Source organism: Arthrobacter sp. NPDC056886 (assembly GCF_042788715.1).
Lineage (GTDB): Bacteria > Actinomycetota > Actinomycetes > Actinomycetales > Micrococcaceae > Arthrobacter.
The window spans coordinates 524,557-547,886 of the sequence record NZ_JBHUBT010000001.1 but is presented as its reverse complement, the minus strand read 5'-3'; the positions used below and the strand labels follow the sequence as shown (position 1 = coordinate 547,886).

The following is a 23,330-nucleotide window of genomic DNA, read 5'->3' as shown; positions in this document are numbered from 1 at the left end:
CTCCGCAAGTGCCCTTTTGGTGGCTCAAAACGGCACTTGCGGAGCAGTCGATGTGGGATTGGGGCCTTGGTCAGCGGGTTTCGTTCATCGGGATGCGTACGCCGCGTTCCTTGGCGACCTCGACGGCGCGGTCGTAGCCGGCGTCGGCGTGGCGGATGACGCCCATGCCGGGGTCGTTGGTGAGGAGCCGTTCGAGTTTCTGCGCGGCGAGGTCGGTGCCGTCGGCGACGGAGACCTGGCCGGCGTGGATGGAGCGGCCGATCCCGACGCCGCCGCCGTGGTGCAGGGAGACCCAGGTGGCGCCGGAAGCGGTGTTGAGCAAGGCGTTGAGCAGCGGCCAGTCGGCGATCGCGTCGGAGCCGTCGGCCATGGCCTCGGTTTCGCGGTACGGGGAGGCGACGGAGCCGGAGTCTAGGTGGTCGCGGCCGATCACGATGGGGGCCTTGACCTTGCCCTCCCTGACGAGCTGGTTGAACAGCAGGCCGGCCTTGGCGCGTTCGCCGTAGCCCAGCCAGCAGATCCGGGCCGGCAGGCCCTCGAACTCGACGCGTTCGGCGGCGGCGTCGATCCAGCGGTGCAGGTGCTTGTTCTTGGGGAAGAGTTCCTTGATGGCCTTGTCCGTGACGGCGATGTCCTCGGGGTCACCGGAGAGGGCCACCCAGCGGAACGGGCCCAGGCCCTCGCAGAACAGCGGGCGGATGTAGGCCGGGACGAAGCCGGGAAATTCGAAGGCGCGGTTGTAGCCGCCCTTGCGGGCCTCGTCGCGGATGGAGTTGCCGTAGTCGAAGACCTCGGCGCCGGCGTCCTGGAACTCGACCATGGCCTGGACGTGCTTGGCCATCGAGGCCTGGGCCTTCTTGGTGAAGCCCTCGGGGTCGGCGGCGGCCTCGCGGTGCCATTCCTCGACCGTGATGCCCTCGGGCAGGTAGCTCAGGGGGTCGTGTGCGGAGGTCTGGTCCGTGACGATGTCGACGGTGAGCTCGCCGGCGTTGTGGCGGCGCAGAATCTCGGGGAAGACCTCGGCGGCGTTGCCGACGTAGCCCACGGACCAGCCGCGGCGCTCTTCCTTGGCTTTGAGGACCTTGGCGATCGCGGCGTCGAGGTCCGTTTCGACCTCGTCGAGGTAACGCTTGCCGGCCCGGCGGCGGAGGTGGCTTTCGTCGACGTCGACAATCAGGCAGGCGCCGTCGTTCAGGGTGACGGCGAGCGGCTGGGCGCCGCCCATGCCGCCGCAGCCGCCGGTGAGGGTCAGGGTGCCGGCGAGCGTGCCGTTCTCGTCCCCGGTGAGCTTGCGGGCGATCGCCGCGAAGGTCTCGAAGGTGCCCTGCAGGATGCCCTGGGTGCCGATGTAGATCCATGACCCGGCGGTCATCTGGCCGTACATCATCAGGCCCTCGGCCTCGAGCCGGCGAAACTCGGGCCAGTTGGCCCAGTCGCCGACGAGGTTGGAGTTGGCCAGCAGCACCCGCGGCGCCCATTCGTTGGTGCGGAAGACGCCCACCGGCTTGCCGGACTGGACCAGCAGGGTCTCGTCCTTTTCCATGGTTTCCAGGGTGCGGGTGATCGCGTCGAACGCGGCCCAGGACCGGACGGCGCGGCCGGTGCCGCCGTAGACCACCAGGTCATCGGGGCGCTCGGCGACCTCGGGGTCGAGGTTGTTCATGAGCATGCGCAGCGGGGCTTCCGTCTGCCAGCTCTTGGCGGTGAGCTCGGTGCCGCGGGCTGCTTTGACCGGGCGGGCACCGGTGGTGAAATCGGCGGGTGCCATGAGGATCTCCTTTGTGGCTGGATGTGTTGCTGGCGGGTGTCTGTGCTGGTGTTGTCTGTGTGGGGTGAATCGGGAGGAATGAGGTTCTGTATCAACTAAAGCCCCTTCGCGGCCTCGGAAACAGGCCCATCGCAGGGGTGCTGTCCGGGATTCCAGACCCTCCCCCTCCCCCGTTGCGCTATCACTTCCGGTGGCTAAAACGGGCGAATGGCAGCCCAAAGTGATAGCGCAATATGGGATGGGATGGGATGGGGTCAGGCGGGGCGGCCGTGGATCCGGACCGAGAGTTCGTCGGCGACCTTCTGGATCCGGGCGGCCAGGACCGGCCACTGGTCCGGGGGCAGTTTGTCCTCGAGGAAGGTCACGGCGACGGCGGCGGTGGGCCAGCCCACGTGGTCGGTTACGGCCGCCGCGATCGAGCCGAAGCCTGGGGTCACCTCGCCGTGCTCGGTGGCGTAGCCGCGCTGCCGGACCTGGTCCAGATGGGAGGACAGCGCGGAGTACTTCATGATGGGCGATTCGGTTTCGTGCCGGGCCGTGAAGGCTGCAGCGTTAGGGTAAAGCGCCCGCACCTGGGACTTCGGCAGCGCGGCAAGGATGGCGCGGCCGCTGGCGGTGAGGTGGCTGGGCAGCCGGACGCCGACGTCGGTCACCAGGGAGGGCCGGTTCTTGGCCCGCTCCTCCACGATGTAGAGCACGTCGCGGCCGTGCAGCACCGCGAGATGCGCGCTTTCGCCGATCACGTCCACCAGCGAGGCGAGCATCGGCCGGCCCAGCCGGGACAGTGGCTCCTGCCGCGAATAGGCCGAACTGAGCTCGAACGCGCTGATGCCCAGGCCGTAGCGCTGTTCCTCATGCAGATGGAGCACGAAGCCGTTCGCTTCCATCACTCCGAGCAGATGGTAGACGCTGGAGCGCGGCAGCCCCAGTGCGGTGGCAATGTTCGACGCCGCCATCGGTCCCCGGCGGGAGGCCAGCAGCTTGAGGATGCGCAGGGTGTTCTCGGCGGCCGGCACCTTCGACGCCACCTTGGTGCCCGCGGGCCGGTGGACGGCTTTGGGCGCAGGCGTGCCGGCAACAGATGCGGCGGGCACGTCAAGGGCCGCAGTCGCGGCGGCATGGCTCGCGGCGGCGGGGCCTACGGCGGTGCTGGTGGGTGGCATGGATCCTCTTCAGGTCGGGTGGTGTCCGGTATCCCGTACTTAAGCATGCGCCCTGCGCCGGTCAACGGACACCCTCGCACAGGAGGCTGTGTCTGGGATTCCGGACAAGCACGGCCGCCAGCGTATGGGCCTTCTGCCCCTAGCGCGGCCCGGCGGCCGGTGTTCCGATGAACCGGGGCGGGCTTCCACGTGGTACCCACCCCAATCACCGGATTCAGCCGATCGCCGGACGGTTCCGGAGGGATAGTTCCGGAGGGATAGTTCCGGAGGGATAGTTCCGGAGGAACGGCAAAGGATAGAAGGCAAGGACATGGCTGCAGCGCTGTCGGGCAGGGTGGCCCTCGTTGCCGGGGCAACTCGCGGCGCGGGCCGCGGCATCGCCGTCGCCCTCGGCGAGGCTGGAGCGGCGGTGTACTGCACCGGGCGCAGCACCTCCCGCCACCGCTCCGATTACAACCGGCCCGAGACGATCGAAGAGACCTCCGATCTGGTCAGCGCCGCGGGCGGCACCGGGACCGCCGTCGCAGTCGATCACCGGCAGGCTGCCGAAGTGGAAGCCCTCGTGCGGCGGATCGATGCCGAGCAGGGCCGGCTGGACATCCTCGTGAACGACATCTGGGGCGGAGAAGACCTCATTGAGTGGAACACTCCGCTCTGGGCCCACGATCTCGATGCCGGGCTCCAGATGCTCCACCGTGGCCTGGACACCCATCTCATTACGAGCCATTTCGCGCTCCCGCTGCTCACGCGCCGCCCCGGCGGCCTGGTGGTGGAGATGACCGATGGCACCCGCGAGTACAACGCGCAGCGCTACCGGGTGTCCGTGTTTTATGACCTCGTCAAGACTGCGGTGCTCCGCCTGGCGTTCAGCCAGGCGGAGGAGCTGAAGCCCTCGGGGTGCACGGCCCTGGCGCTGACGCCCGGCTGGATGCGTTCGGAGATGATGCTCGAGCATTTCGGCGTCACTGAGGCGAATTGGCGGGAGGCCGCCGGTACGCAACCGCACTTTGCCGCGATCTCGGAAAGCCCGCTGTTCGTTGGACGGGCGGTCGCGGCCCTGGCGGCGGACCCGAACGTGCTCAGCCGCACAGGCGGCTCATATTCCTCTGGCGCGCTGGCGCGCGAGTACGGTTTCACCGACACCGACGGCTCGCAGCCGGACTGCTGGAGATACCTGGTGGAAGTCCAGGAGGCCGGGCTCGACGCCGATGCCGCCGGCTACCGCTGAGTGCAGCGGCCCAAGGCCCAGCCCGGGCGGAAGGACTACGATCTGGAGCATGAAGCAGACGTGGGAGCCATCCCAGGAAGGCGTTCTGGTTCTTCCGTCCGGCCGAAGCGTCCGCGGCCGCGGGCTGCACTATGCGCTACCGGAGGGTCCGCTTCCCGAATTCGGTCTTTACCTGCTGGGCAAACGGCCGCCCCGGGTGGAATGGGAGTCCAGGTGGCTTCTCTGGCCCGACCTGCGGCTGCCAGCTGACGAGAACGAGGCCCTCGACGCCTTCCGGGAAGCCTGGCGCCGGGCCGAGACGGAACGGGTTGAAGTGGCCTGCTGGCGCGGCATCGGCAGGACCGGAACCGCGCTGGCCTGCATCGCCATCCTGGATGGAGTCCCGCCCGCCCAGGCGGTGTCCTACGTCCGCCGCAAGTACCGGTGGCGGACGGTGGAGACTCCGGGGCAGCGGCGGTACGTCGCCCGTTTTCACGCGTAAACGCCGCATGCAAGGCTCGAACGGCGACGCTTAGATGGTGACGACGGCCTTGCCGAGGAGGTGGCCGTCGCGCAGGTCCCGGATTGCCGCCGGCGCATCCGCAAGGGCGTAGCACTTGCCGATGACCGGGGTCACCGCGCCCGCCTCAAGGAGCCCGGTCAGGAACCTGAGGTCCTCCGCTCGCTCTGCGGACATCACGCCCGTGAGCCGCTGACCGACAAACGCAGAGAGCAGTGCCGCACCGAGTGAGCGTCCAATGCCGCCGGCCAGCCGCCCGCCGCCTTCCCCGCCGACGATCGCGAGCGTTCCCTTCGGCTTGAGCGCCCGGCGGAGCACGGAGACCGGGCGGTTGCCGGCGGTGTCGACAATGAGGTCGAACTGCCTGGCCCCGTCCGCGAAATCGTCGTGCTTGTAGTCAATGACGTGGTCCGCGCCGATCGAGCGGACCAGATCGGTTTTCGCGGTACTGCACACCCCCGTCACCTGCGCCCCGAACGCTTTGGCGAGCTGCACCGCGTACGCGCCGACACCGCCGGCCGCGCCGATGACGAGGACCTCCTGCCCGGACTGCACCCTGCCGGCGTCCCGGAGTGCCTGGAGAGCCGTGACGGCGGAGATCGGGACGGCAGCGGCCTGCTCGAAGCTGAGGTTCTTCGGCTTCAGCGCGAGCCGGCCTTCCTTGGCGCACGCGTATTCGGCGAAGGATCCCTCGCAGGTGCCGTACACCTCATCCCCCGCCCGAAAGCCGACGACGTTCCGGCCGACGGCCTCCACCCGGCCCGCCACAGCCCGGCCCCGGATGCGGGTCTTGGGTTTCCTGAGCCCATAGCCGACTGCACGGGTCAGGTACGGAAGGCCCGTCATGAGGTGCCAGACGCCCTGATCGACGCCGGCGGCCCGGACCCGGATCAGCACGTCGTCATCGCCCGGGACCGGGGCTTCGACGTCGCGCAGTTCCAGCACTTCAACGGAACCATAAACATCCTGAACGATCGCTTTCATGGTGCTTCTCCTTCAAGTTCGGGGTACTGGAAGACATCATCGAGGGGAACTTTAAGAACGTGGGCAATCTGGAACGCCAGCTCAAGTGAAGGCGAGTAGCGGCCTTGTTCGATGGCGATGACCGTCTGGCGCGTCACGCCGATACGTTCGGCGAGCTCAGCCTGCGTCAGCTCGCCGTTTTCGAAGCGCAGGCGCCGGATGGAGTTCGTGACCCGGGTGGGCTTCACCACGGCTGGAAGCCCCTGCGGTAGGCGACCACCTTGGCCACGGATCCCAGGATCGCCGAAAGGACGAAGGCCAGGTAGATGACGTTGGCGATCCAGAAGTGGTCGAGCTCGGCCATGGCCAGGAGGAGCGCCGCCACGGCCCCCGCGACAAGGAAGGACTGGCCGATGTACTCGCCGAAGCGGTAGATCTCCTTGTCCCGCTGGTCCTTCATGCCGGCGTCCTTGGCGGACAGGGCCCGGGTCACCAAGTGGAGCACGATCGAAAGGCCGATCGAGGCGCCGACCGTCCACAGCAGCGGCGCCACATAAGGCACGTCCGCGAGCGGCATGGTACCGGCGAGACCAAAAACGACGGCGAGGTACACGGCGTAGGTTGCCGCCGCAAGCACCCCCATGATCCAGGCACTCTTCTCTTCAAATGACATCTGCCACTCCCGGACATCCAACGCTATGTAAAAGAAACCTGACATCCTCAAAGTAAAGAAAACCTGACATGGTGTCAAGAGTTTTCGACTTTCTTTAGGTTCGGATTCGACGGCGACGGCGGCCGGCGCCGCCCGTGCCGCGGCGGCAGCACAGTCTGAAATCAAAGACACGAAGTTCCCGTGAGACTGATCACAGCACGGCCGGACATGGTCTGCTGGATAGCGATCCCCCTCCCAATGACGAGAAGGTATTCGCATGCAACAAGCCCAAACCGCCACGAAGCCGGCACCTGACGAAGCAGGCACCGGCCGCGCTGTCACTGCCGTCGGCGCGGCCGTCGACTCAGTACTCAGCCGGGGACTCAATGTCCGCCACATCCGCTTCATGGCGTTGGGATCGGCGATCGGCACGGGGCTGTTCTACGGCTCGGCCTCCGCCATCCAAAAGGCCGGGCCCGCCGTCTTGCTCGCCTACATGATCGGCGGCGCCGCGGTGTTCATGGTGATGCGCGCCCTGGGCGAAATGGCGGTGCGGCATCCGGTGTCCGGGTCCTTCGGCCAGTACGCGAGCCGCTACCTGGGCCCGCTGGCCGGTTTCGTGACCGGCTGGACCTATGTCTTCGAGATGGCGATCGTGGCCATCGCGGATGTCACGGCCTTCAGCATCTACATGGGATTCTGGTTCCCCGGCGTGGAGCGCTGGGTCTGGATCCTGGCCATCATCTTTTTCCTGGCGGCCCTGAACCTGCTCAGCGTCAAGGTGTTCGGTGAACTGGAGTTCTGGTTCTCCCTGATCAAGGTGGCGGCCATCATCGCGATGATCGCGGGCGGGGCGGCGATCATCGTCTTTGGCTTCCAGACCGGCGGCGCCACGGTGGCGCCGGGACTCGGCAACCTCGTGGACCACGGGGGCCTGTTCCCCAACGGGTTCGAAGGGCTCCTGGCCTCCTTCGCCGTCGTGATGTTCGCGTTTGGTGGCATTGAGACCCTCGGCATCACCGCCGGTGAAGCCGCCAACCCGAAAAAGGTCATCCCCAAGGCGGTCAACACCGTTCCCGTCCGGGTCCTGCTTTTCTATGTGCTGACCCTCGGCGTGCTGATGAGCCTGTTCCCGTGGGACGAAATTGGCAGCAACGGCAGCCCCTTCGTGCAGATCTTCAGCGGCCTGGGCATCCCGGCTGCACCCCACATCCTCAACGCCGTGGTGATCACGGCGGCGCTCTCGGCCGTCAACAGCGACATCTTCGGCGCCGGCCGGATCCTCTTCGGCCTTGCCCGGCAGGGCCACGCCCCGGCAAGCTTCGGCAAGGTTTCCCGTCACGGGGTGCCGTGGATGACCGTGGTGATGATGACCGGCATCCTGCTGGTGGGAGTGGTCCTGAACGCCGTGATCCCGGAGGACGTCTTCCTGCTGATCGCCTCGATCGCCACTTTCGCCACCGTGTGGGTTTGGGCCATGATCCTGGCCTCGCACGTCGCCATGAAACGCGAGATCGCCCGCAAGTCCCTGCCGGCATCAGAGTTCCCCTCGCCATGGTGGCCCGCCGCCTCTGTGCTGACCATCGTGTTCATGGCCCTTGTGATCGTGATTCTGGGCGTCTTCGAGGACACGCGAGTGGCGCTGTATGTGGGGGCCGTCTGGCTCGGCGTCCTGGTGATCGCCTATCGGCTCTGGGTCCGCGGCCCCGGCCGGGCGCGGGCGGAACTCGTGGACGAAACGGCCCAACTCCCGCAGGTTCCTGCCGGGCGGTAACGGTGCCAGCCCTCCCGTAGCGCTCCCGGGAGCGCCGCCGCGGGGTTAAGATCAGGCATGGTCCCCGCTACCAACCTTCTGGCCTTTGCCCTCGCCTCCCTCGTGCTCATCGCCATCCCGGGGCCCAGCGTGCTGTTCGTGATCGGACGGACCCTGGCCCTGGGACGCCGGGGCGGGCTGCTAAGCGTCCTCGGGAACGCGGCCGGGGAGGTGGTGCAGATCGCCGCCGTGGCCCTGGGCATCGGCGTCGTGCTGGCCCAGTCCCTGTTGCTGTTTAGCGTGGTGAAATTCGCGGGCGCCGCCTATCTCGTCTACCTCGGGATCCAGGCCATCCGGCACCGTGGCGGCGGGCCGGCGACGGCGGCCTCCTCGAACCCGTCCTCGACCGCCCGGGTACTCCGGGAGGGCTTCATCGTGGGCGCGACCAACCCCAAGTCGATTGTGTTCTTCGTGGCCGTGCTTCCGCAGTTCGTGGACTATTCCGCCGGCGCGATTCCAGTGCAGCTAGGCATCTTGGGGGCTGTCTTCCTGCTGATTGCCCTGGTTTCAGACAGTACGTGGTCCCTCGCTGCCGGAACGGCCCGGCACTGGTTTGCCCGCTCCCCCCGGCGGATCGCCGCGCTCAGCACCACCGGCGGCGTGATGATGATCGGGCTGGGCGGCACCCTGGCCCTCGTGGGCAACTCCGCCGAGTTCCAGCCGGGCAACTAGGCGGGCGATTCCAGCCTGCCCGGCTAACGCGCGGACCAGCCGCCGTCCATCGTGTAGCTGGCGCCGGTGACCATGCCGGCGTCGTCGGATGCCAGCCATGCCACCAGGGACGCCACTTCCTCGGGCTCCACAAGCCGCTTGACCGCCGATTCGGTCAGCATGATCTTGGCGAGCACCTCGGACTCCGGGATGCCATGCACCTTGGCCTGGTCCGCGATCTGCGCCTCCACCAGGGGTGTCCGGACGTAGCCGGGGTTGATGCAGTTGGACGTGACTCCGTGCGCCCCGCCCTCGAGTGCCGTCACCTTGCTCAGGCCTTCAAGCCCGTGCTTGGCCGAGACGTAGGCGCTCTTGAACGGCGAGGCCCGCAGTCCGTGCACGGAGGACAGGTTGATGATCCGGCCGAAGTTGTTGGCGTACATGTGCGGCAACGCGGCCCGGATCAGCAGGAACGGCGCCTCAAGCATGAGGGTGATGATCCGGCGGAAGTCGGCCGGATCGAACTCCTCTATGGGGCTGATGCGCTGGATTCCGGCGTTGTTGACCAGGATGTCGCAGTCCAGGCTGAGCGTCTGGAGGGTCTCAACGTCCAGCAGGTTGACGGCCCACGCGGTGCCGCCGACCTCGTCGGCGAGCGCTGCGGCGGCGGGCTCGTCCACGTCCGCGATCACCACTTTGGCCCCGCGAGCCGCTAGGGCGCGGACGCTGGCTGCGCCGATCCCGCCGGCGCCGCCGGTGACCAGGGCCTTGCGTCCGTTCAGCGTGTTTTCCATAACTCAGCCTTCCATGTAAAGAAATTTCGATGAGGCGGCCGACTCCAGCATTCGCTGGAGCCGGCCCAAACTCAAGCAACCCAGTTACTCAAGCTGCCCAGTCACTCAAACTGCTCCGTCGCTCAAGCTGCCCAGTGACGCAAGCAGCTCAGCGCATGGCTGCTACGGGCAGGCCTTCGCGTTCGGCGTCGGCCCGGTCCACGTCCTCCAGTGCAATGCCCTTGGTTTCCTTCAGGCTCAGCACTGCCACGGTGGTGATGGCGCAGGCGACCACCAGGTAGATCGCGGTGGGCAGCCAGGAGCCGGTGTCCTTAAGCCACTGGGTGGCCAGAAGCGGCGCCAGCGAACCGGCGAAGATCGACGTGACCTGCGAGCCGAGGGAGACGCCGGCGTAACGCATCCGGGTCGGGAACAGCTCCGACATGAGGGCCGGCTGGCCGGCATACATGAAGGCGTGCAGGCACAGGCCGATGGTGACGGCCAGGACGATGATCACCGGATTGCGGGTATCGAACATTGGGAAGGCGAAGAACGGCCAGGTGGCACCGGTGATGGCACCGACGAGGTAGACCGGCTTCCGGCCCCAGCTGTCCACGAGGCGCCCGACCTGCGGGATGACCAGGAAGTGGATGACGTGGGCGATCAGCAGGGCCAGCAGCAGCGAGGAGGTGTCGTACTTGTGCACGGACTTCAGGTAGACGATCGCGAAGCTGACCACCAGGTAGTACATGATGTTTTCCGCGAACCGGAGGCCCATGGCCTGCAGGATGCCCTTGGGGTATTTGCGGATGACTTCGCGGACGCCGTAGCTGGCAGACTGCTCCTCTTCCAGCTGGGCCTTGGCCTCGAGGAAGATGGGCGATTCGGAGACGTGGGTGCGGATGTAGTAGCCGACGAACACGATCACGGCGGAGAGCCAGAACGCCACACGCCAGCCCCAGCTGAGGAAGTCGGCGGCGCTGAGCACGTTGGACATGATGAACAGGACCAGGGTGGCCAGCAGGTTGCCCACGGGAACGGCGGCCTGGGGCCAGCTGGACCAGAAGCCGCGGGACTTGTTGGGGCTGTGTTCGGCCACGAGCAGGACAGCGCCGCCCCATTCGCCGCCGAGGGCGAAGCCCTGGATGAAGCGCAGGAAGACCAGCAGTGCCGGTGCCAGGTAGCCGATTGTGGCGAAGCCCGGGAGGCAGCCCATCAGGAAGGTGGAGACACCGATGATGATGATGGTGAGCTGCAGGGTGGGCTTGCGTCCGAGCTTGTCGCCGATCTGGCCGAAGACAATGCCGCCCAGCGGGCGCGCCACGAAACCGACGGCGTAGGTCAGGAACGCCTGGATGATGCCGTCCAGTTCGTTGCCGGTGGCGGGGAAGAAGTACTTGCCGAACACCAGGGTGGCGGCGGTGGCGTAGAGGAAGAATTCGTACCACTCGACGACGGTTCCCACCATCGATGCTGCGACGATTTTCTTGAGCCCGGAACCCTGGGATGCGGGTGCTGCGGGGGTTGTTGCAGAGCGTTCGTTTACGCTCATTCTGGTTCTCCTTAGTGTCCACGGTGACACGCGCTGTGACGCACAGCACTGAAATGGCTCCATTGAGTATTGCCGCACATTCCTGGCGATTCAATGGCCAAACCGGCACCCGGTATGTGCAGAATTGCAGATATGAATGCCAATCCCGATGACCTGCTGGTACTGCTCGCGGTGTCCCGTTCGGCGAAATTTACGACGGCGGCCCAGACGCTCGGACTGAACCACACCACCGTCTCCCGCCGGATCGCCGCGCTGGAGAAGGCGCTGGGCGGCCGCGTGCTCTCGCGCGCCTCCGGCGGCTGGGAGCTCACCGAGCTGGGTGCCGAGGCCGTGCGGGTGGCCGAGCAGGTCGAGAGTGCCGTGCGCACGCTGGAGCAGCCCGGGCACACCCCGGACCCCATCACCGGCGTCGTCCGGATGACCGCCACGGACGGCTTCAGCGCCTACATCGCGGCCCCGGCCGTGGCCCGGCTGCGCCGTCACCATCCCGGCCTCAGCGTCGAGATCATCACCGTGACACGCCGGGCGCTGCAGCAGCGTTCCGGCCTGGACATCGAGGTGGTGGTCGGCGAGCCGCAGGTGCACCGGGCAGAGGCGGCGCAGCTCGGCGAGTACATGCTGGGAATGTATGCTTCTCGCGGCTACCTGGCCGAGTACGGCACCCCGGCCACCGTGGAGGAACTGACGGCGCACTCGCTGGTCTATTTCGTCGATTCGATGCTGCAGGTGGACGATCTTGACGCCCCGCGGCGGCTGGTGCCCACCATGCGGGACGGGCTGAGCTCCACCAACGTCTTTGTCCATGTGGAGGCCACCCGCGCCGGCGCCGGGATCGGGTTCCTGCCCTGTTTCGCGGCCGACCTGCATCCGGACCTTGTCCGGCTCCTGCCCGAGGATTTCGCGGAGCTGCTCCCCTACTGGATGGTGCTCCGGCCCGATTCGATGCGACGGCCGGCAGTGGCGGCCCTCGTGCAGGCACTGCGGGAGCAGACCGTCGCGCACCGCGATGCCCTGCTGGGGCGGGGAACAACCCCATCGTTTGCTCCGTAGCCGCCGTTACGGTGCCCCAAAAGGGCCGTTACGGAGCAGTCGGCGATTCAGTAGGGTCAGCCGGGGTTGAACCTGCGGGATCGTGGCGGACTGCGGCGCCGGCCGCGAACGCCCGCACCTTCGCGTCGTTCCAGATGTGGGCCGGCACCGCACCGCCGAGCAGGCGGCGCGCGAGGCCAGGATCGTCGTCGAACGGGAGATCGCTGCCGGCCATGATCATGTTGCCGAAGCGCCGGCCCTTGAGCATGGCCGGATCCGCGATGATCACGGTGTGGGCAAAGGCGTCGGCAATGGTGGCGGCGTCTTCGCGTGCATTCCTGAGGTCCGGGGAGTCACCGGAGTTCACCACATAGATCCCGCCGGGCGCCAGGACGCGCTTGGCGTGCTCGGTAAATTCCCGGGTGGTGAGCGGCTGCGGGGTCAGCGAGCCCGCGAAGACGTCGCGGATGATCAGGTCCCGGGTCTGCGGGGTCAGGCTCTCGGTGACTTCCCTGGCCTCCCCCACGCGTAGGCGCAGCAGCGGCGCCTTGGGCAGATCGAACCAGCCCCGGACATAGTCGGCCAGCTTGCCGTCCAGCTCCACCACCACCTGGCGGGCGTCCGGATAGGCGGCGTGGAAATAGCGGGCCAGTGAGCATGCTCCCCCGCCGAGGTGCAGGGCGCGCAGCTTGGGCTTTGAATCGCGTGGCCAGCGTGACTCCACAAGGGCAGCGATCCAGCGCATGTACTCGAAGTCCAGGAACAGCGGGTCCGCGAGGTCAATGTGCGAGCTCATGACCCCGTTGATGCGCAGGAGCCAGCCGGTGGAATTGTCCTGGTCCGGGATCAGCTCGCAGTCTCCGGTGTCGATGTAATACACCCCGGCCACAGGACCGGACGGCCGGGTACCCTTAGGCACTTCCACCACTCCGGCTTCGGCGGTTCCGGCGCCCCGGCCCCTGCCCCGCTTGGCCATCAGCTATCCCCTGCAATGTGCATCTTTCAACCCTAGTTCACCGGCAGACGTCCCCCCGGCCCCGGTTTCCGGGCTGGAATGGGCCCGCACGGCCGTCCGCGGGCCGTCCGCGGGACCAAAGCCCCTACCCATTCCCCGGATCGCAGGGTTCTACTGGGGCTGCACATACTGCCGGGCGAAGGGGTGCGTCCGCCGAGCCGGGAGGAAATATGTCGGCACCCTCAGGGCAGCGGGGCGGCGTCGTGGTGGTCGGTTACGGCGGGTCCGAGGCCGCCCAACTGGCCGTTCGCTGGGCCGCCGGCTACGCGGCCGCCGCCGGGCTGAACCTCCGGGTGGTCCACGCCTGGGTGTGGCCGGTCTTCACCAAGAAACTGGGTCCCGTCAAAGGCGTGGCCGGGAGCGGGCTGCGGCACTCCGCTGAAGCCATCCTCGCCGAAGGCCTCGAACTGGGCCGCGCCGCCGCCATCGAAGCGGCCGGAGCCGCGCCGTCCGGCGTCCAGGATTCCGTTCCCGATGCTGCCGTTCCCGAAAGCGTGCCGGAACACGCGGGCCCCGCGGTGGACGGCGTCATGGAGGCCGGGCTTCCGGCGCCGGTGCTGCGCGAAGCCGCCCGGGATGCGCGGCTGCTGGTGGTCGGCAGCCGGGGCCTTGGCGCCGTCCTGGACCAGGTGGCCGGCTCGGTCTGTATTGCCCTGGCCGGCTCGGCGCCCTGTCCGGTGATGGTGGTCCGGCGCCCACGCCGCCCCCATCACCCCGTCGTGGTGGGAGTTGACGACTCGGCCCGCAGCCCAGCCACTGTGGCCGAGGCCATCGGGCTGGCCAAAGTCTTCGCCGCCCCGCTGCAGCTCGTGCACGTGGATTCGCACCGGGCCGGGGCACGGGAGGAGCACGGCCGCCATGCCAGGCTTCACGGCCAGGAACTGCTGGATCACGCCGTCGCTGAGGCCCGCGCGCTGGCATCCGGTCTGGAAGTTTCAGGGACCCTGCGCGAGGGCCATGCCGCCCGGGAACTGCTGGACGCCGCGGAGGACGCCGACGTCCTGGTGCTCGGGACCCACAACCCCTCGGCAGGGCCCGGCAACACGGTCTCGGCGGTGCTGCACAAGGCGCGCTGCAACGTGCTGGTCACCCGCTAGCCGCCGCGAACGTAACCGATTCGGACCTGCGGGGGCTGCAGAAAAGGAGGCCGCTGTGCGAGCCTGGCAAGTTGGACGACCGGGTCCCATGTCCAGTGGGCCCCTCGTGGCCGCCGACTGTCCGGATCCTGTGCCGGGACGCGGAGAAGTCCTGCTGAAAGTGCGGGTCTGCGGTGTGTGCCGCACGGACTTGCACCTGGCCGAGGGCGACCTTGCGCCGCAGCACCTCGGGATCATCCCGGGCCACGAGGTGGTGGGTGAGGTGATCGGGCAAGGCCCGGGGGCGGCCAGGTTCGGCCTCGGCGAACGCGTGGGGGTTCCGTGGCTGGGCCACACCTGCGGCGCCTGCCGGTTCTGCGTGCGCGGCCAGGAAAACCTTTGCCTCACCCCCACGTTTACCGGTTGGGACCGCGACGGCGGGTACGCCGAGCTCATCACGGTGGCGGAGGACTTCGCCTACCGGGTCCCGGACACGTTCAGCGACGAGGAAGCCGCACCGCTGCTATGCGCAGGCATCATCGGCTACCGTGCCCTGAGCCGGGCGGAACTGCCGATCGGCGGCCGGCTGGGCATCTATGGCTTCGGCGGTTCCGCGCATCTGGCCGCCCAGATTGCACTGTCCCGGGGTGCCTGCGTGTACGTCATGACCCGGTCCGCGGAGGCGCGCAAGCTGGCCCTGGACCTGGGTGCGACGTTCGCCGGCGGGGCCGAGGAGCAGCCGCCGGATCCCCTGGATGCCGCGATCCTCTTTGCCCCCGCGGGCGGGCTGGTGCCGTTTGCGCTCCGCGCCCTGGACCGCGGAGGGACGCTCGCCGTCGCGGGCATCCACCTGAGCGACATTCCGCCCCTGCACTACACCGACGAGCTCTTCCAGGAGCGCCAGCTGCGCAGCGTCACGGCCAACACCAGGGCCGACGGCGAGGAGTTCTTCCGGATCGCCGCCGAGATCCCGCTCCGTCCCACCACGGTGGCGTACCCGTTCTCGGCTGCGGACCGGGCCCTACGGGACCTGGCGGAGGACCGGGTCACAGGGGCGGCCGTCCTGCACATGGAGTAGGCCTGAGGCGGGCGGTCCGCGCCGCCGACGTCGCCCGGCCGCGCCGCCGCCGTCGAAATCGCCGGAAGCGTGCGAGCTCGCCGGAACATTCCGGCGATGTGGCAGGTGTCCGGCGAACTCGCGTCGGCGGGTCGTCGGCGGGGCACCTTCGCTGCACAGACTAGTCTCCGGCGGCGCGGATCCCGAATTCGCTTTTCAGCCGCACGCGGGCGCCGCGCTCCACCAGGGTGGGGATGTAGGTCCTGATCCGGCCTGCGTTCAGGGCGTCGAATTCCTCGCCGACGATCCCGGCGATGTGAATCCTCGGAACGTGCGGAAACCGGGCAGCCAAGCGGTCGACAACCTGATCAATGCTGGATTCTTTCGCATCGTCCGTCACTCCTTCAGTGTGGAGCGGCCCGGTTCCGGCGTCAATGAATCCTCAGCCGGCAGGCGGCAGCAAGTGGCCCAGGCTCCGCAGGTACGTGCCGAAGCCGTGCGGTGCCCGGGCCTGGGTCCGGCCGGAAGTCATGACCCGGGTGCTGTCCGTCGCGGTGACCGTAAAGGCGCGGCTGCGGAGGCTGTGCACCAAGGTCCGGTCCTCTTCGGACGTGATCCGCGCGAACCCGCCCGCCGTCAGATAGGCCGAAGCCCGGACCCCGAAATTCGCGCCGTAGATGTGGGGATGGTCCTCGGTGAAGGGGTGGCGTTCGCGCCAGCGCCGGAGCAGTTCAGGGTCCATCCCGGCGGGGTCAGGCTCGACGGACCCAAGCACAGCGTCGGCTCCGGCTTCGGCGAACTCAAGCTGGCGTACCAGCCAGTTCTCCGGTACCCGGGAATCGGCGTCGGTGTTGGCCAGCCAGGTTTGGCGGGCCCAGGGCGGCGGCGTCCAACGCTGGCCGGGCGGCCGCTGCCGGGGCACGCCGATGCCCGCGGCCCGGACGCCCGCGGCCCGGCTGGCGCCGGCACTGCGGTAGGTGACCTCCAAGGCGCTGATGCGCGGGTCCGTGGCGGCGTAGCCGGCCGTGATGGCGGCGGAGGCGTCCGTGCAGCTATCCAGCACCACCGTCACGCGGGTGGCGACGTCGGGCCGGACCCGGTACAGGGTGTCCGCGGACCGCTGAACGGCCAGCAGCGCCTGCCCAAGGTGGTCTTCCTCGTCGTGCGCGGGCATGACGACGGCGACCCGTTCGATCCTGTGCCCGCGCGGAAACGGCACGGCCGCCATCCGGGTCACCCCTTCCGTTCGGGAGTGCCGAGGTCCGGCGCGATGTGAAGCGCGGTGCCCGGAGCGAGGAACACCTCGAGGATGAAGTCGCGCTCCTGGTAGATCCCGCCGCCGGTCCAGCCCAAGCGCCGCCGGGCCGCGTCGTGGACCGAGTCGCCGTCGAGTTCCCAGCCGGAAACGGGGTGCCGCCAGTGGCACAGCGCGAGCGTCCCGCCCGGCACGAGCGAGCCCTCAATCCGGTCGAACAGACCCGCGAGTTCTGCCGGCGAGAGGTAGTAACCCACCTCTGAAACCACAATCAGGTCGAATGCTCCGTCCGGCCACTCGTCTGGGACCGTCAGGTGGCGCGTGGTTGCCGCGGGAAGGTGGGCGAGCCGCCGGGCGGCGCGGTCCAGCGCCATGCCGCTGGCGTCAACGGCGAGGAAGCTTCCACACCGCGGTGCGAGCTCCGCGCTCAGGGTCCCGATCGAGCAGCCGATCTCCAGCCCGGCCGTATAGCTGTTGCCGGGCAGCGCGGCGAGCGTGAGGGAACGCTTGCGCTGCTCGTACCAGCTCGAGGTGTACCGCCAGGGATCCTCGTCCCGGGCGTGGACTGCATCGAAGAGGCGCTCCGCGTCGCCCGAAGCGTAGGGTCGCGGGGGCTCACCGTCGGCCGGGGCATTTTTCGCCGGAGCGCTGGATCCAACGCCGGATCCGCCGTCGGCCGGGGCGTCCGCCGGGTGCCAGGCAAACGTCTCCCAGGTCCGCTCAAAGTGCGCCAGGAAGGCCGGCGGCAGGAGCACCTCGTCCCCCGGCAGCCCGGAGAGCGGCCGCACCTGGGAGGTATGAGCCGCCATGGCCGCAGCCTTGGCGGCCAGCTCCGCCGGGCGCAGCGGCAACCGGAACCAGCCGCGCCATGCGCCGCCTGCCAGGTCATGCGGTCCCTCCGGGTCATCCGGGTCATCCGGCCCAGCCGGCCCGGCCGAGTCTGGCGCCGCCCACAACCAGTACCAGATGGGGTATTCCAGAAGCGCGTGGCCCGCCGCGGCGCTGAGCTCCGCGGCAACGGACCCGAGGACGTCGTGGTCGGTGTGTCCATCCGCCCTGTAGGGCGCCACGAGAACGATCTCGTCTGCGGCGTGCCCGCACCCGGCCGCCGCCTCGCGGACCGCGGCACGGACCTGCTCCCGGTGCCCGGCGAGTTGTCCGTCGGGCAGGCCAAGGCACTGCCACTGGAGGTCCCCGGCCAGGTGCCCGCCCCCGGAAAGATGTTCCAGGGCGTGCCCGAACTCCTGCAAGCGGACCACGGTGAGCTGTTCCGGCGTCGTGGTGGGCGAGCCGGGGTGCGATCCTTCCCCCGCCGTGCACAGCAGCACGCGGACCGTGGCGCCTACGGCGTGCAGCCGGGCGAGCAGTCCGCCAGCCCCGAGCGATTCGTCGTCCGGGTGCGCGGCCAGGACAATGAAGGCCCGGCCGGCGAGCGCCGCGTCATCCAGCGGCAGTTCCGGCAGCCCGGCGGCACGGCTGCCGGCCCAGGCGGCCTCGGACGTCCCGGCGTCGTTGTGGGTGAAAGTCACCATGGGTTGCTTCCTGTCAGCGTCAGGGTGCCCAGCTGCGCGTCGTCGCGCATGGCGTGGTGCTGGCGGATGTACAGGGCGAGATCGGCCATCCGTTTTCCGTAGAACTCGTCGAAGGCGAGCGGGGCCGGCCCCAGATTTTGGCTCACGAGCGTCTGGACGCGTTCGACGGCGGTGGCAACGCTTCCGCGCACCCGCAGGGCTTCCTGCCACGCACCGCCGCCCGAGAGCTCCCCGGCGTCGATCCTCGCGGCCGTTCCGGCCAGGTAGGCGGTCAGGGTGGCCAGCGTTCGGTCAATCTCGCCGAGATGGGCCAGGGCTATCTGGTCCGGCTCGCGTCCGCCGTCGGCGGCTTGCCGCAGGGAGGCGGTGAAGCTGCGGGCCACGGCGACGGCGCCGCCCAGCCAGCAGGCGGCCACGCCCATGCCGCCCCAGGCGAAGCCCGGGCGCTGGTAGTACCAGCCGGCGCCGCCGAGGGGCACGGCGGGGACGGCCTCGAAGTGGACGGTGCCGCTGGGAATCTCGCGCAGCCCCCGGCTGGTCCACTCCGGATTCGCGAAGCTCACGCCGTGCGCGTGGAGGTCGACGGCGAAGGCCGCCCGGCCGCCGGTCTCCAGGTGGGCCGTCAGCACGGCATGGTCCAGCTGCGCGGCGAGCGAACACCAGGGCTTGGACCCCTGGAGAATCCAGCCGCCGGCGGATTCCCTGGCCTCAAGCCGCAAGCCGGGCGCTTCGGCCGCAAACACCCCCCAGGTCCCCTCGAAGTCGGCGCCATGGGCATCCGGGAAGTCCCCGCCGTCCTGCGCCGCCTGATCTGCGGCCTGGCAGAGGATCGCCACGGCGTCCAGGTGCGGTTCCAGCACGCGACCGGCAGCGACGTCGACGGCGGTCACGGAGGCAAGGATCTCCCACAGGAACGCGGTCCGGCCGTCCCCGGGTTTTGGCGCCGCCGCCGCTGCCGCCTTGGCCAGGTCCAGCAGCGCCGGGACATCTCCGACGGCGGCGTGCGCATCGGACAGCAGGGGGCTGATGGCGTCCAGGTCCGCGGCTTTGGAGCTGATCCTGACAGGTAGGGGGTGGTGGGAGGTGGGGATCCCGTTCATTTCGACTGCCTGTGTTCCTTCGGACTGGGCGGATTCTGGCTGTGCGGATCGGGCGTGTGGGCTGGCCATCTGGCTGGAGTCCTGCGCATCCGCGGCCGCGCCGCCATCGCTGGCGCCGTCGACAAGCAATCTAAGCATACTTAGCACTTGATGCTGGCCGGCCGCACCGACTCAGGCAGCAGGCCCCGGCGCGCGCCCGAGCGGACAAATCTAGTGCCTAGCGGACAATTTATTGCGCCTAGCGGACGATCGCGAGGGCGAAGCCGTCCCAGCCCTTCGAACCCACGGTCTGTATGACGGTGCCGTCCAGCCGCGGGTCATCGCCCAGCATCTGGAGCGTGCTGATGATTCCGGGGGCGTTCACCGGGTCCATCGACGCGTCCAGCACCGCACCTTCCCACACGACATTGTCCACCACAATGGTGGTGCCGGGCCGGCCAAGCCGGATGGCCCAGTCCAGGTAGTGGGGGTCGTTTTCCTTGTCGGCATCGATGAACACGAAGTCGAAGGGCGGCCCCGCCTCGCCTTCCAGCTCCTGCAGCGTGTCCAGCGCCGCGCCGACCCGGATGTCCACCTTGTGGCCCACGCCGGCGTCGTCAACGTTCCCGCGCGCAACGCGGGCGTGCAGCGGGAGGTACTCGCAGGTGACCAGCCGGCCGTCCTCGGGCAGCCCCTGGGCCATCCAGATTGTGCTGAACCCGGCCAGCGTGCCGATCTCCAGGACGCGGCGGGCACCGGAGAGCTGGACCAGCAATTTCAGGAGTTTGCCGGCGTTGGGGGCCACTTCGATGGGCGGCATGCCCGCCTCAAGGGCGCTGGTTACGGCGCGCTTGAGTGAACTGTCCGGGCGGACCACTGCGTCGGAGAGGAAGTCTTCGACGGCGACCCAGCCGGGGGTGGACTGATGCTCGATCATGTCCCCAGTGTTCCAGCCGCCCGCGCCCGGCGGTAGCCTCCGGGTGCGGTTTTCCCTCCGGATTTCGGCCTGCGCCCGGCCTTAGGTACCCGGCCGGATTGGAATTTGCGGTCCCGTACCGCCAGCGCCCTGCCCGTCGATGGCGCTTTCGAGCCGCTCCACCTTGCCGGTCAGCTCGCCGCTGTAGCCCGGCCGGATGTCCGCCTTGAGCACCAGCGAAACGCGGGAACCGTAGGCGCCCACCGCGTCCGTGGCGCGTTTGACGACGTCCATGACCTCGTCCCACTCCCCCTCGATCTCGGTGAACATGGAACTCGTCCGGTTGGGCAGGCCCGACTCCCGGACGATCCGCACGGCGGCCGCGACGGCGTCGTGGACCGACGCGTCGCCGGGCGCCTGCCCGTTGGCGGGGTCACCGGAGGGTGCTACGGAGAATGCGACCAGCATGTGGTGGTTCCCTTCACTCAGTCCGGACAGCGGGCAAAATACAGGCCGTCCGGCACTAGTCTTTCACGCGATTCTGCCCCGAAAGCGTCCGGACGTGCCTTGGGAACCGTCACATTAATCACTACCCGCCGGTAACAGGTTCGGGCACCCCTCGCGTTGCTAACCTAGGCAAATGAACCGGGCAGTAGACCGCAGGCCGCTCCGCGCAGATGCCGCGCGTAACGTGGACAAAATCATCGCCGCCGCCCGGCAGTGCTTCCGCGAACACGGCCCCGAGGTGCCGCTGCAGACCATTGCCGTTACAGCCGGGGTAGGCCCTGCCACCCTCTTCCGGAATTTCTCCGACAAAGAAGAACTGGTGCTCGCTGCCCTGAACCGGCAACTCCGGCTGCAGGTGGACCCGGCCATCGATGAGGCCCTAGCCGATCCGGACGCCGCTGCCGGACTCTTCCGGGTCATCGATGCCACGATGCATGTTGCCAGCGAAGAGGCCAACCTCCTGGGTGCTGTCGCCGGCCGGCGCGGGCTGCTGGCCGGCATTACGGGCGGCCTGATTGAATCCATCGCCGTGCTGCTGGGCCGGGGCCAGGGCCAGGGCAGCCTGCGCAGTGATATTTCCATGACGGACATGATCCGCCTGCTGGCCATGCTGATCGGCGTCGTGGACACCATGGAACCGGGCTCCGACGCGTGGCGGCGGCCCGTGGCGCTGGTGGAGGACGCCATCCGGACCGAGCGGCCGGACCGGGCGTTGCCGCCGCAAGCTCCGCTGGCGGGCACCGCCTTCGACGCCCTTCTCGGCTAGCCCTCCTGGGCTGGCCTGCGCTCTCGGCTGGCCGGCGCTTCTGGACTGGCCGGTGCAGGCCAGGCCGGGCTAGTCCTCGGCCGGCTTGTCTTTGGCTTCGAGCAGGTGCTGCTGCAGCTTCTCTTCGGCGTCCCGGCGACGGCGGGACATTTCGCGCATTTCCCGGGTGGACTCGGTCCCTCCAGAGACAAACGGCTCGTGCTGCTTGGAGCGCTGCTCCTTGCGTGGCTCCGCGACTTCTGGCTCCGCGACGTCTGGCTCCGCGGCATCCTGCCCCGCGGCAGGCTGCTCGCCGCCCTGTTCGCTCATGTTCGAATGCTCCCACGCGATCCCAACGTCAAGTAGGGACTAAAGACCGTTCCCGCCACGCGCGCAGCCTGTGCTCGGAGCAGCGCTGGCGGGGTTCCGCAGGGTGTCAATCCCAGCCCAGCAGCCGGAGCCCGGCGGCGGCGGCCGCGCCGGCGATCACCACCACCAGGAACGGCGCCCGGAACCACAAGGCGATGCCCGCGGCCGCCAATGCGCCCAGCCGTGCGTCCAGGACGAGCGACTGACCGGAGGCGACGGCGTTGACCACCGTCAGGGACGCCAGCAGCCCGATCGTCATGGTCCCGGCAATCCTGGACATTCGCGGGTTGCGGAGCAGGCTGGCCGGCACCAAATAGCCGAGCAGCTTCCAGGCGTAGGCGAGCAGGCAGGAGAGCAGCAGCCAGATCCAGAGGTTCATGCGTCGCCTCCAGCGCGGTCGCCCCGGTGGTCGCCGGCTTGGCCGTGGTGGTGTTGCGCGTGTTGCTCAGCGTAGGGATCGACGTCCGGTTCCATGCCCTCGTCGCTGCGGCCGTGGCTGAACCAGCCGATTCCGGCGGCGACCAGGGCAGCGACGAGGATCGGCACTCCGGGGGGCACGAATGGCACGGCCAGCACGGTGGCCAGCGCACAGACAACCGCGATCGCCACAGGTTCCCTGCCTTTCAGCCGCGGCCAGAGCAGGCCCAGGAAGGCCGCCACTGCGGCGCCGTCGAGCCCCCACTGTTTGGGATCCCCGAGTGCCCCGCCAGCCATCGCACCGAGGGCCGTGAACAGGTTCCAGAGGACGAAGACACCGATTCCGGCGGTCCAGAAGCCGCGCTTCTGCTCGTCCGGGTCCGTCTGCCCCGTGCTGGTGGCCGTGGACTCGTCGATGGTCAGATGGGCAGCGGCAAACCTGCGCCACCCGCGGGGCTGCAATAGGGCGTTGATTTGCATGCCGTAGATTCCGTTGCGCATGCCCAGCAGCGTCGCGGCGCCCATCGCTGCGACGCCGGACCCGCCGCCGGCCACCACGCCGATGAAGGCGAACTGCGAGCCACCGCTGAAGAGCAGCAGGCTCAGGGCCATGGTCTGCCAGAAATCCAGGCCCGAGGTGACGGACAGCGCGCCGAAGGAGACGCCGTAGAGACCGGTGGCGATGCTGATCGACAACCCGATCCGCACTGCCGGTGACTGCAGGATTTTCACGGGCGCCGCTTCCGCCGCGTCAGCGTCCAGGCCCACGCGATGAGGGGCGCCTGGAGTGGGAGCCGCAAGGTATGCACGCGCCGCCGCCGCGGCGTGCCCTCCGGCCCGTAGGCCTGGCGCACGGCATCGACGTGGCCGGAAAGAAACGCGGTGAACAGCGCCATGACGCAGCCGGCGGTTGTCCTGCGGGTGGCCGGGATCAGGAGCCCGACGGCGGCGGCGGCTTCCAGCAGCCCGCTGGCTGCCACCCATTCCTCACGGGACAGGACGGCCAGCGGGCCGTTCGGCTGCTCCCCGGAGTCGTCCCGGCACAGGATGTCCGGAACCACCGGGTGGAAAAATTCGGGCTCGCGGAAGTGCTTGGCGGCGCTGGTGAGCAGCAGCACGCTCAGCGCTGCCGCGGACAGCGTCTGGAGGTCCCGGCCGGACCAGCGAAATGGCATGCAACCACTCAACCACAGGCGGCACGCCCGCCGTAATCCGCCCGGGAGCCCCGGCGCCACAACGAATTCGGACGGGATCCGCTATGGATCCGCGGA

Annotated in this window: 26 protein-coding genes; 8 read left to right on the top strand and 18 right to left on the bottom strand. The window is 68.7% G+C overall.

Annotation, left to right across the window (positions count from 1 at the left end):
* Positions 1-70 precede the first annotated feature (70 nt).
* Complete coding sequence (locus ACFRJ8_RS02645; protein WP_377984582.1) at positions 71-1,768, bottom strand: urocanate hydratase; 1,698 nt, start codon at positions 1,766-1,768, stop codon at positions 71-73.
* Between the two features lie 254 nt (positions 1,769-2,022).
* Positions 2,023-2,931, bottom strand: coding sequence for an IclR family transcriptional regulator (locus ACFRJ8_RS02640; RefSeq protein WP_377984581.1), 909 nt, complete (start codon positions 2,929-2,931; stop codon positions 2,023-2,025).
* 310 nt (positions 2,932-3,241) lie between these two features.
* Between ACFRJ8_RS02640 and ACFRJ8_RS02635 the strand changes: the two genes are divergently transcribed.
* Both ACFRJ8_RS02635 and ACFRJ8_RS02630 read left to right on the top strand, forming a co-directional pair.
* Complete coding sequence (locus ACFRJ8_RS02635; protein WP_377984580.1) at positions 3,242-4,159, top strand: SDR family oxidoreductase; 918 nt, start codon at positions 3,242-3,244, stop codon at positions 4,157-4,159.
* A gap of 49 nt (positions 4,160-4,208) precedes the next feature.
* Complete coding sequence (locus ACFRJ8_RS02630; RefSeq protein WP_377984579.1) at positions 4,209-4,640, top strand: protein-tyrosine phosphatase family protein; 432 nt, start codon at positions 4,209-4,211, stop codon at positions 4,638-4,640.
* 30 nt (positions 4,641-4,670) lie between these two features.
* On the opposite strand, the gene ACFRJ8_RS02625 is transcribed toward ACFRJ8_RS02630, so the two are convergent.
* The 3 genes from ACFRJ8_RS02625 to ACFRJ8_RS02615 are packed head-to-tail and all read right to left on the bottom strand — an operon-like array spanning position 4,671 to position 6,294.
* Positions 4,671-5,642, bottom strand: a complete 972-nt coding sequence (locus ACFRJ8_RS02625) for an NAD(P)-dependent alcohol dehydrogenase (RefSeq protein ID WP_377984578.1) — start codon at positions 5,640-5,642, stop codon at positions 4,671-4,673.
* Complete coding sequence (locus ACFRJ8_RS02620; RefSeq protein WP_377984577.1) at positions 5,639-5,872, bottom strand: helix-turn-helix transcriptional regulator; 234 nt, start codon at positions 5,870-5,872, stop codon at positions 5,639-5,641. Before ACFRJ8_RS02620 ends, ACFRJ8_RS02625 begins: the two co-directional genes overlap by 4 nt.
* Positions 5,866-6,294 carry a hypothetical protein gene (locus ACFRJ8_RS02615; protein WP_377984576.1) on the bottom strand — a complete coding sequence of 143 codons (429 nt, stop codon included), beginning with the start codon at positions 6,292-6,294 and terminating at the stop codon, positions 5,866-5,868. Before ACFRJ8_RS02615 ends, ACFRJ8_RS02620 begins: the two co-directional genes overlap by 7 nt.
* A 256-nt stretch (positions 6,295-6,550) precedes the next feature.
* Here ACFRJ8_RS02615 and ACFRJ8_RS02610 point away from each other — a divergent pair, with 256 nt between their 5' ends.
* Both ACFRJ8_RS02610 and ACFRJ8_RS02605 read left to right on the top strand, forming a co-directional pair.
* A complete protein-coding gene (locus ACFRJ8_RS02610; protein WP_377984575.1) occupies positions 6,551-8,047 on the top strand; it encodes an amino acid permease in 1,497 nt (498 codons plus the stop codon).
* A 57-nt stretch (positions 8,048-8,104) separates the two neighbouring features.
* The gene (locus ACFRJ8_RS02605) at positions 8,105-8,758 is read left to right on the top strand and encodes a LysE family translocator (protein ID WP_377984574.1); all 654 of its coding nucleotides are present in this window, start codon (positions 8,105-8,107) and stop codon (positions 8,756-8,758) included.
* Between the two features lie 23 nt (positions 8,759-8,781).
* Here ACFRJ8_RS02605 and ACFRJ8_RS02600 read toward each other — a convergent pair whose 3' ends face one another.
* Both ACFRJ8_RS02600 and ACFRJ8_RS02595 read right to left on the bottom strand, forming a co-directional pair.
* Positions 8,782-9,531 (bottom strand): 3-hydroxybutyrate dehydrogenase, encoded by a 750-nt coding sequence (locus tag ACFRJ8_RS02600; protein ID WP_377984573.1) that lies wholly within the window; start codon positions 9,529-9,531, stop codon positions 8,782-8,784.
* 148 nt (positions 9,532-9,679) lie between these two features.
* Positions 9,680-11,062, bottom strand: a complete 1,383-nt coding sequence (locus ACFRJ8_RS02595; protein WP_377984572.1) for an MFS transporter — start codon at positions 11,060-11,062, stop codon at positions 9,680-9,682.
* 132 nt (positions 11,063-11,194) lie between these two features.
* Here ACFRJ8_RS02595 and ACFRJ8_RS02590 point away from each other — a divergent pair, with 132 nt between their 5' ends.
* Complete coding sequence (locus ACFRJ8_RS02590; RefSeq protein ID WP_377984571.1) at positions 11,195-12,112, top strand: LysR family transcriptional regulator; 918 nt, start codon at positions 11,195-11,197, stop codon at positions 12,110-12,112.
* A gap of 28 nt (positions 12,113-12,140) precedes the next feature.
* Here ACFRJ8_RS02590 and ACFRJ8_RS02585 read toward each other — a convergent pair whose 3' ends face one another.
* Positions 12,141-13,067, bottom strand: coding sequence for a spermidine synthase (locus tag ACFRJ8_RS02585; protein WP_377984570.1), 927 nt, complete (start codon positions 13,065-13,067; stop codon positions 12,141-12,143).
* Positions 13,068-13,276: 209 nt separating this feature from the next.
* Here ACFRJ8_RS02585 and ACFRJ8_RS02580 point away from each other — a divergent pair, with 209 nt between their 5' ends.
* Positions 13,277-14,203, top strand: coding sequence for a universal stress protein (locus tag ACFRJ8_RS02580; protein ID WP_377984569.1), 927 nt, complete (start codon positions 13,277-13,279; stop codon positions 14,201-14,203).
* A gap of 55 nt (positions 14,204-14,258) precedes the next feature.
* Positions 14,259-15,260 carry a zinc-dependent alcohol dehydrogenase family protein gene (locus ACFRJ8_RS02575; protein ID WP_377984568.1) on the top strand — a complete coding sequence of 334 codons (1,002 nt, stop codon included), beginning with the start codon at positions 14,259-14,261 and terminating at the stop codon, positions 15,258-15,260.
* A 160-nt stretch (positions 15,261-15,420) separates the two neighbouring features.
* On the opposite strand, the gene ACFRJ8_RS02570 is transcribed toward ACFRJ8_RS02575, so the two are convergent.
* From ACFRJ8_RS02570 to ACFRJ8_RS02545, 6 genes are all read right to left on the bottom strand, one after another.
* A complete protein-coding gene (locus tag ACFRJ8_RS02570; protein ID WP_377984567.1) occupies positions 15,421-15,639 on the bottom strand; it encodes a three-helix bundle dimerization domain-containing protein in 219 nt (72 codons plus the stop codon).
* Between the two features lie 42 nt (positions 15,640-15,681).
* A complete protein-coding gene (locus ACFRJ8_RS02565; protein ID WP_377984566.1) occupies positions 15,682-16,467 on the bottom strand; it encodes a glycosyltransferase in 786 nt (261 codons plus the stop codon).
* A gap of 5 nt (positions 16,468-16,472) precedes the next feature.
* Positions 16,473-18,026 carry a PIG-L family deacetylase gene (locus ACFRJ8_RS02560; protein WP_377984565.1) on the bottom strand — a complete coding sequence of 518 codons (1,554 nt, stop codon included), beginning with the start codon at positions 18,024-18,026 and terminating at the stop codon, positions 16,473-16,475.
* Positions 18,020-19,126 (bottom strand): acyl-CoA dehydrogenase family protein, encoded by a 1,107-nt coding sequence (locus ACFRJ8_RS02555; RefSeq protein WP_377984687.1) that lies wholly within the window; start codon positions 19,124-19,126, stop codon positions 18,020-18,022. Before ACFRJ8_RS02555 ends, ACFRJ8_RS02560 begins: the two co-directional genes overlap by 7 nt.
* A gap of 238 nt (positions 19,127-19,364) precedes the next feature.
* On the bottom strand, positions 19,365-20,042 hold the full coding sequence (locus tag ACFRJ8_RS02550; protein WP_377984564.1) for an O-methyltransferase: 678 nt from the start codon (positions 20,040-20,042) through the stop codon (positions 19,365-19,367).
* Between the two features lie 81 nt (positions 20,043-20,123).
* Positions 20,124-20,489, bottom strand: coding sequence for an MTH1187 family thiamine-binding protein (locus ACFRJ8_RS02545; RefSeq protein ID WP_377984563.1), 366 nt, complete (start codon positions 20,487-20,489; stop codon positions 20,124-20,126).
* Between the two features lie 172 nt (positions 20,490-20,661).
* Between ACFRJ8_RS02545 and ACFRJ8_RS02540 the strand changes: the two genes are divergently transcribed.
* Entirely contained in the window at positions 20,662-21,294 is a 633-nt protein-coding gene (locus ACFRJ8_RS02540; RefSeq protein ID WP_377984562.1) for a TetR/AcrR family transcriptional regulator, read from the top strand.
* 69 nt (positions 21,295-21,363) lie between these two features.
* Here ACFRJ8_RS02540 and ACFRJ8_RS02535 read toward each other — a convergent pair whose 3' ends face one another.
* From ACFRJ8_RS02535 to ACFRJ8_RS02520, 4 genes are all read right to left on the bottom strand, one after another.
* Complete coding sequence (locus ACFRJ8_RS02535) at positions 21,364-21,603, bottom strand: hypothetical protein (protein WP_377984561.1); 240 nt, start codon at positions 21,601-21,603, stop codon at positions 21,364-21,366.
* Between the two features lie 106 nt (positions 21,604-21,709).
* Positions 21,710-22,021 carry an AzlD domain-containing protein gene (locus tag ACFRJ8_RS02530; RefSeq protein WP_277525422.1) on the bottom strand — a complete coding sequence of 104 codons (312 nt, stop codon included), beginning with the start codon at positions 22,019-22,021 and terminating at the stop codon, positions 21,710-21,712.
* Entirely contained in the window at positions 22,018-22,791 is a 774-nt protein-coding gene (locus ACFRJ8_RS02525; protein WP_377984560.1) for an AzlC family ABC transporter permease, read from the bottom strand. Before ACFRJ8_RS02525 ends, ACFRJ8_RS02530 begins: the two co-directional genes overlap by 4 nt.
* A complete protein-coding gene (locus tag ACFRJ8_RS02520; protein WP_377984559.1) occupies positions 22,788-23,234 on the bottom strand; it encodes a hypothetical protein in 447 nt (148 codons plus the stop codon). Before ACFRJ8_RS02520 ends, ACFRJ8_RS02525 begins: the two co-directional genes overlap by 4 nt.
* Between the last annotated feature and the right edge of the window lie 96 nt (positions 23,235-23,330).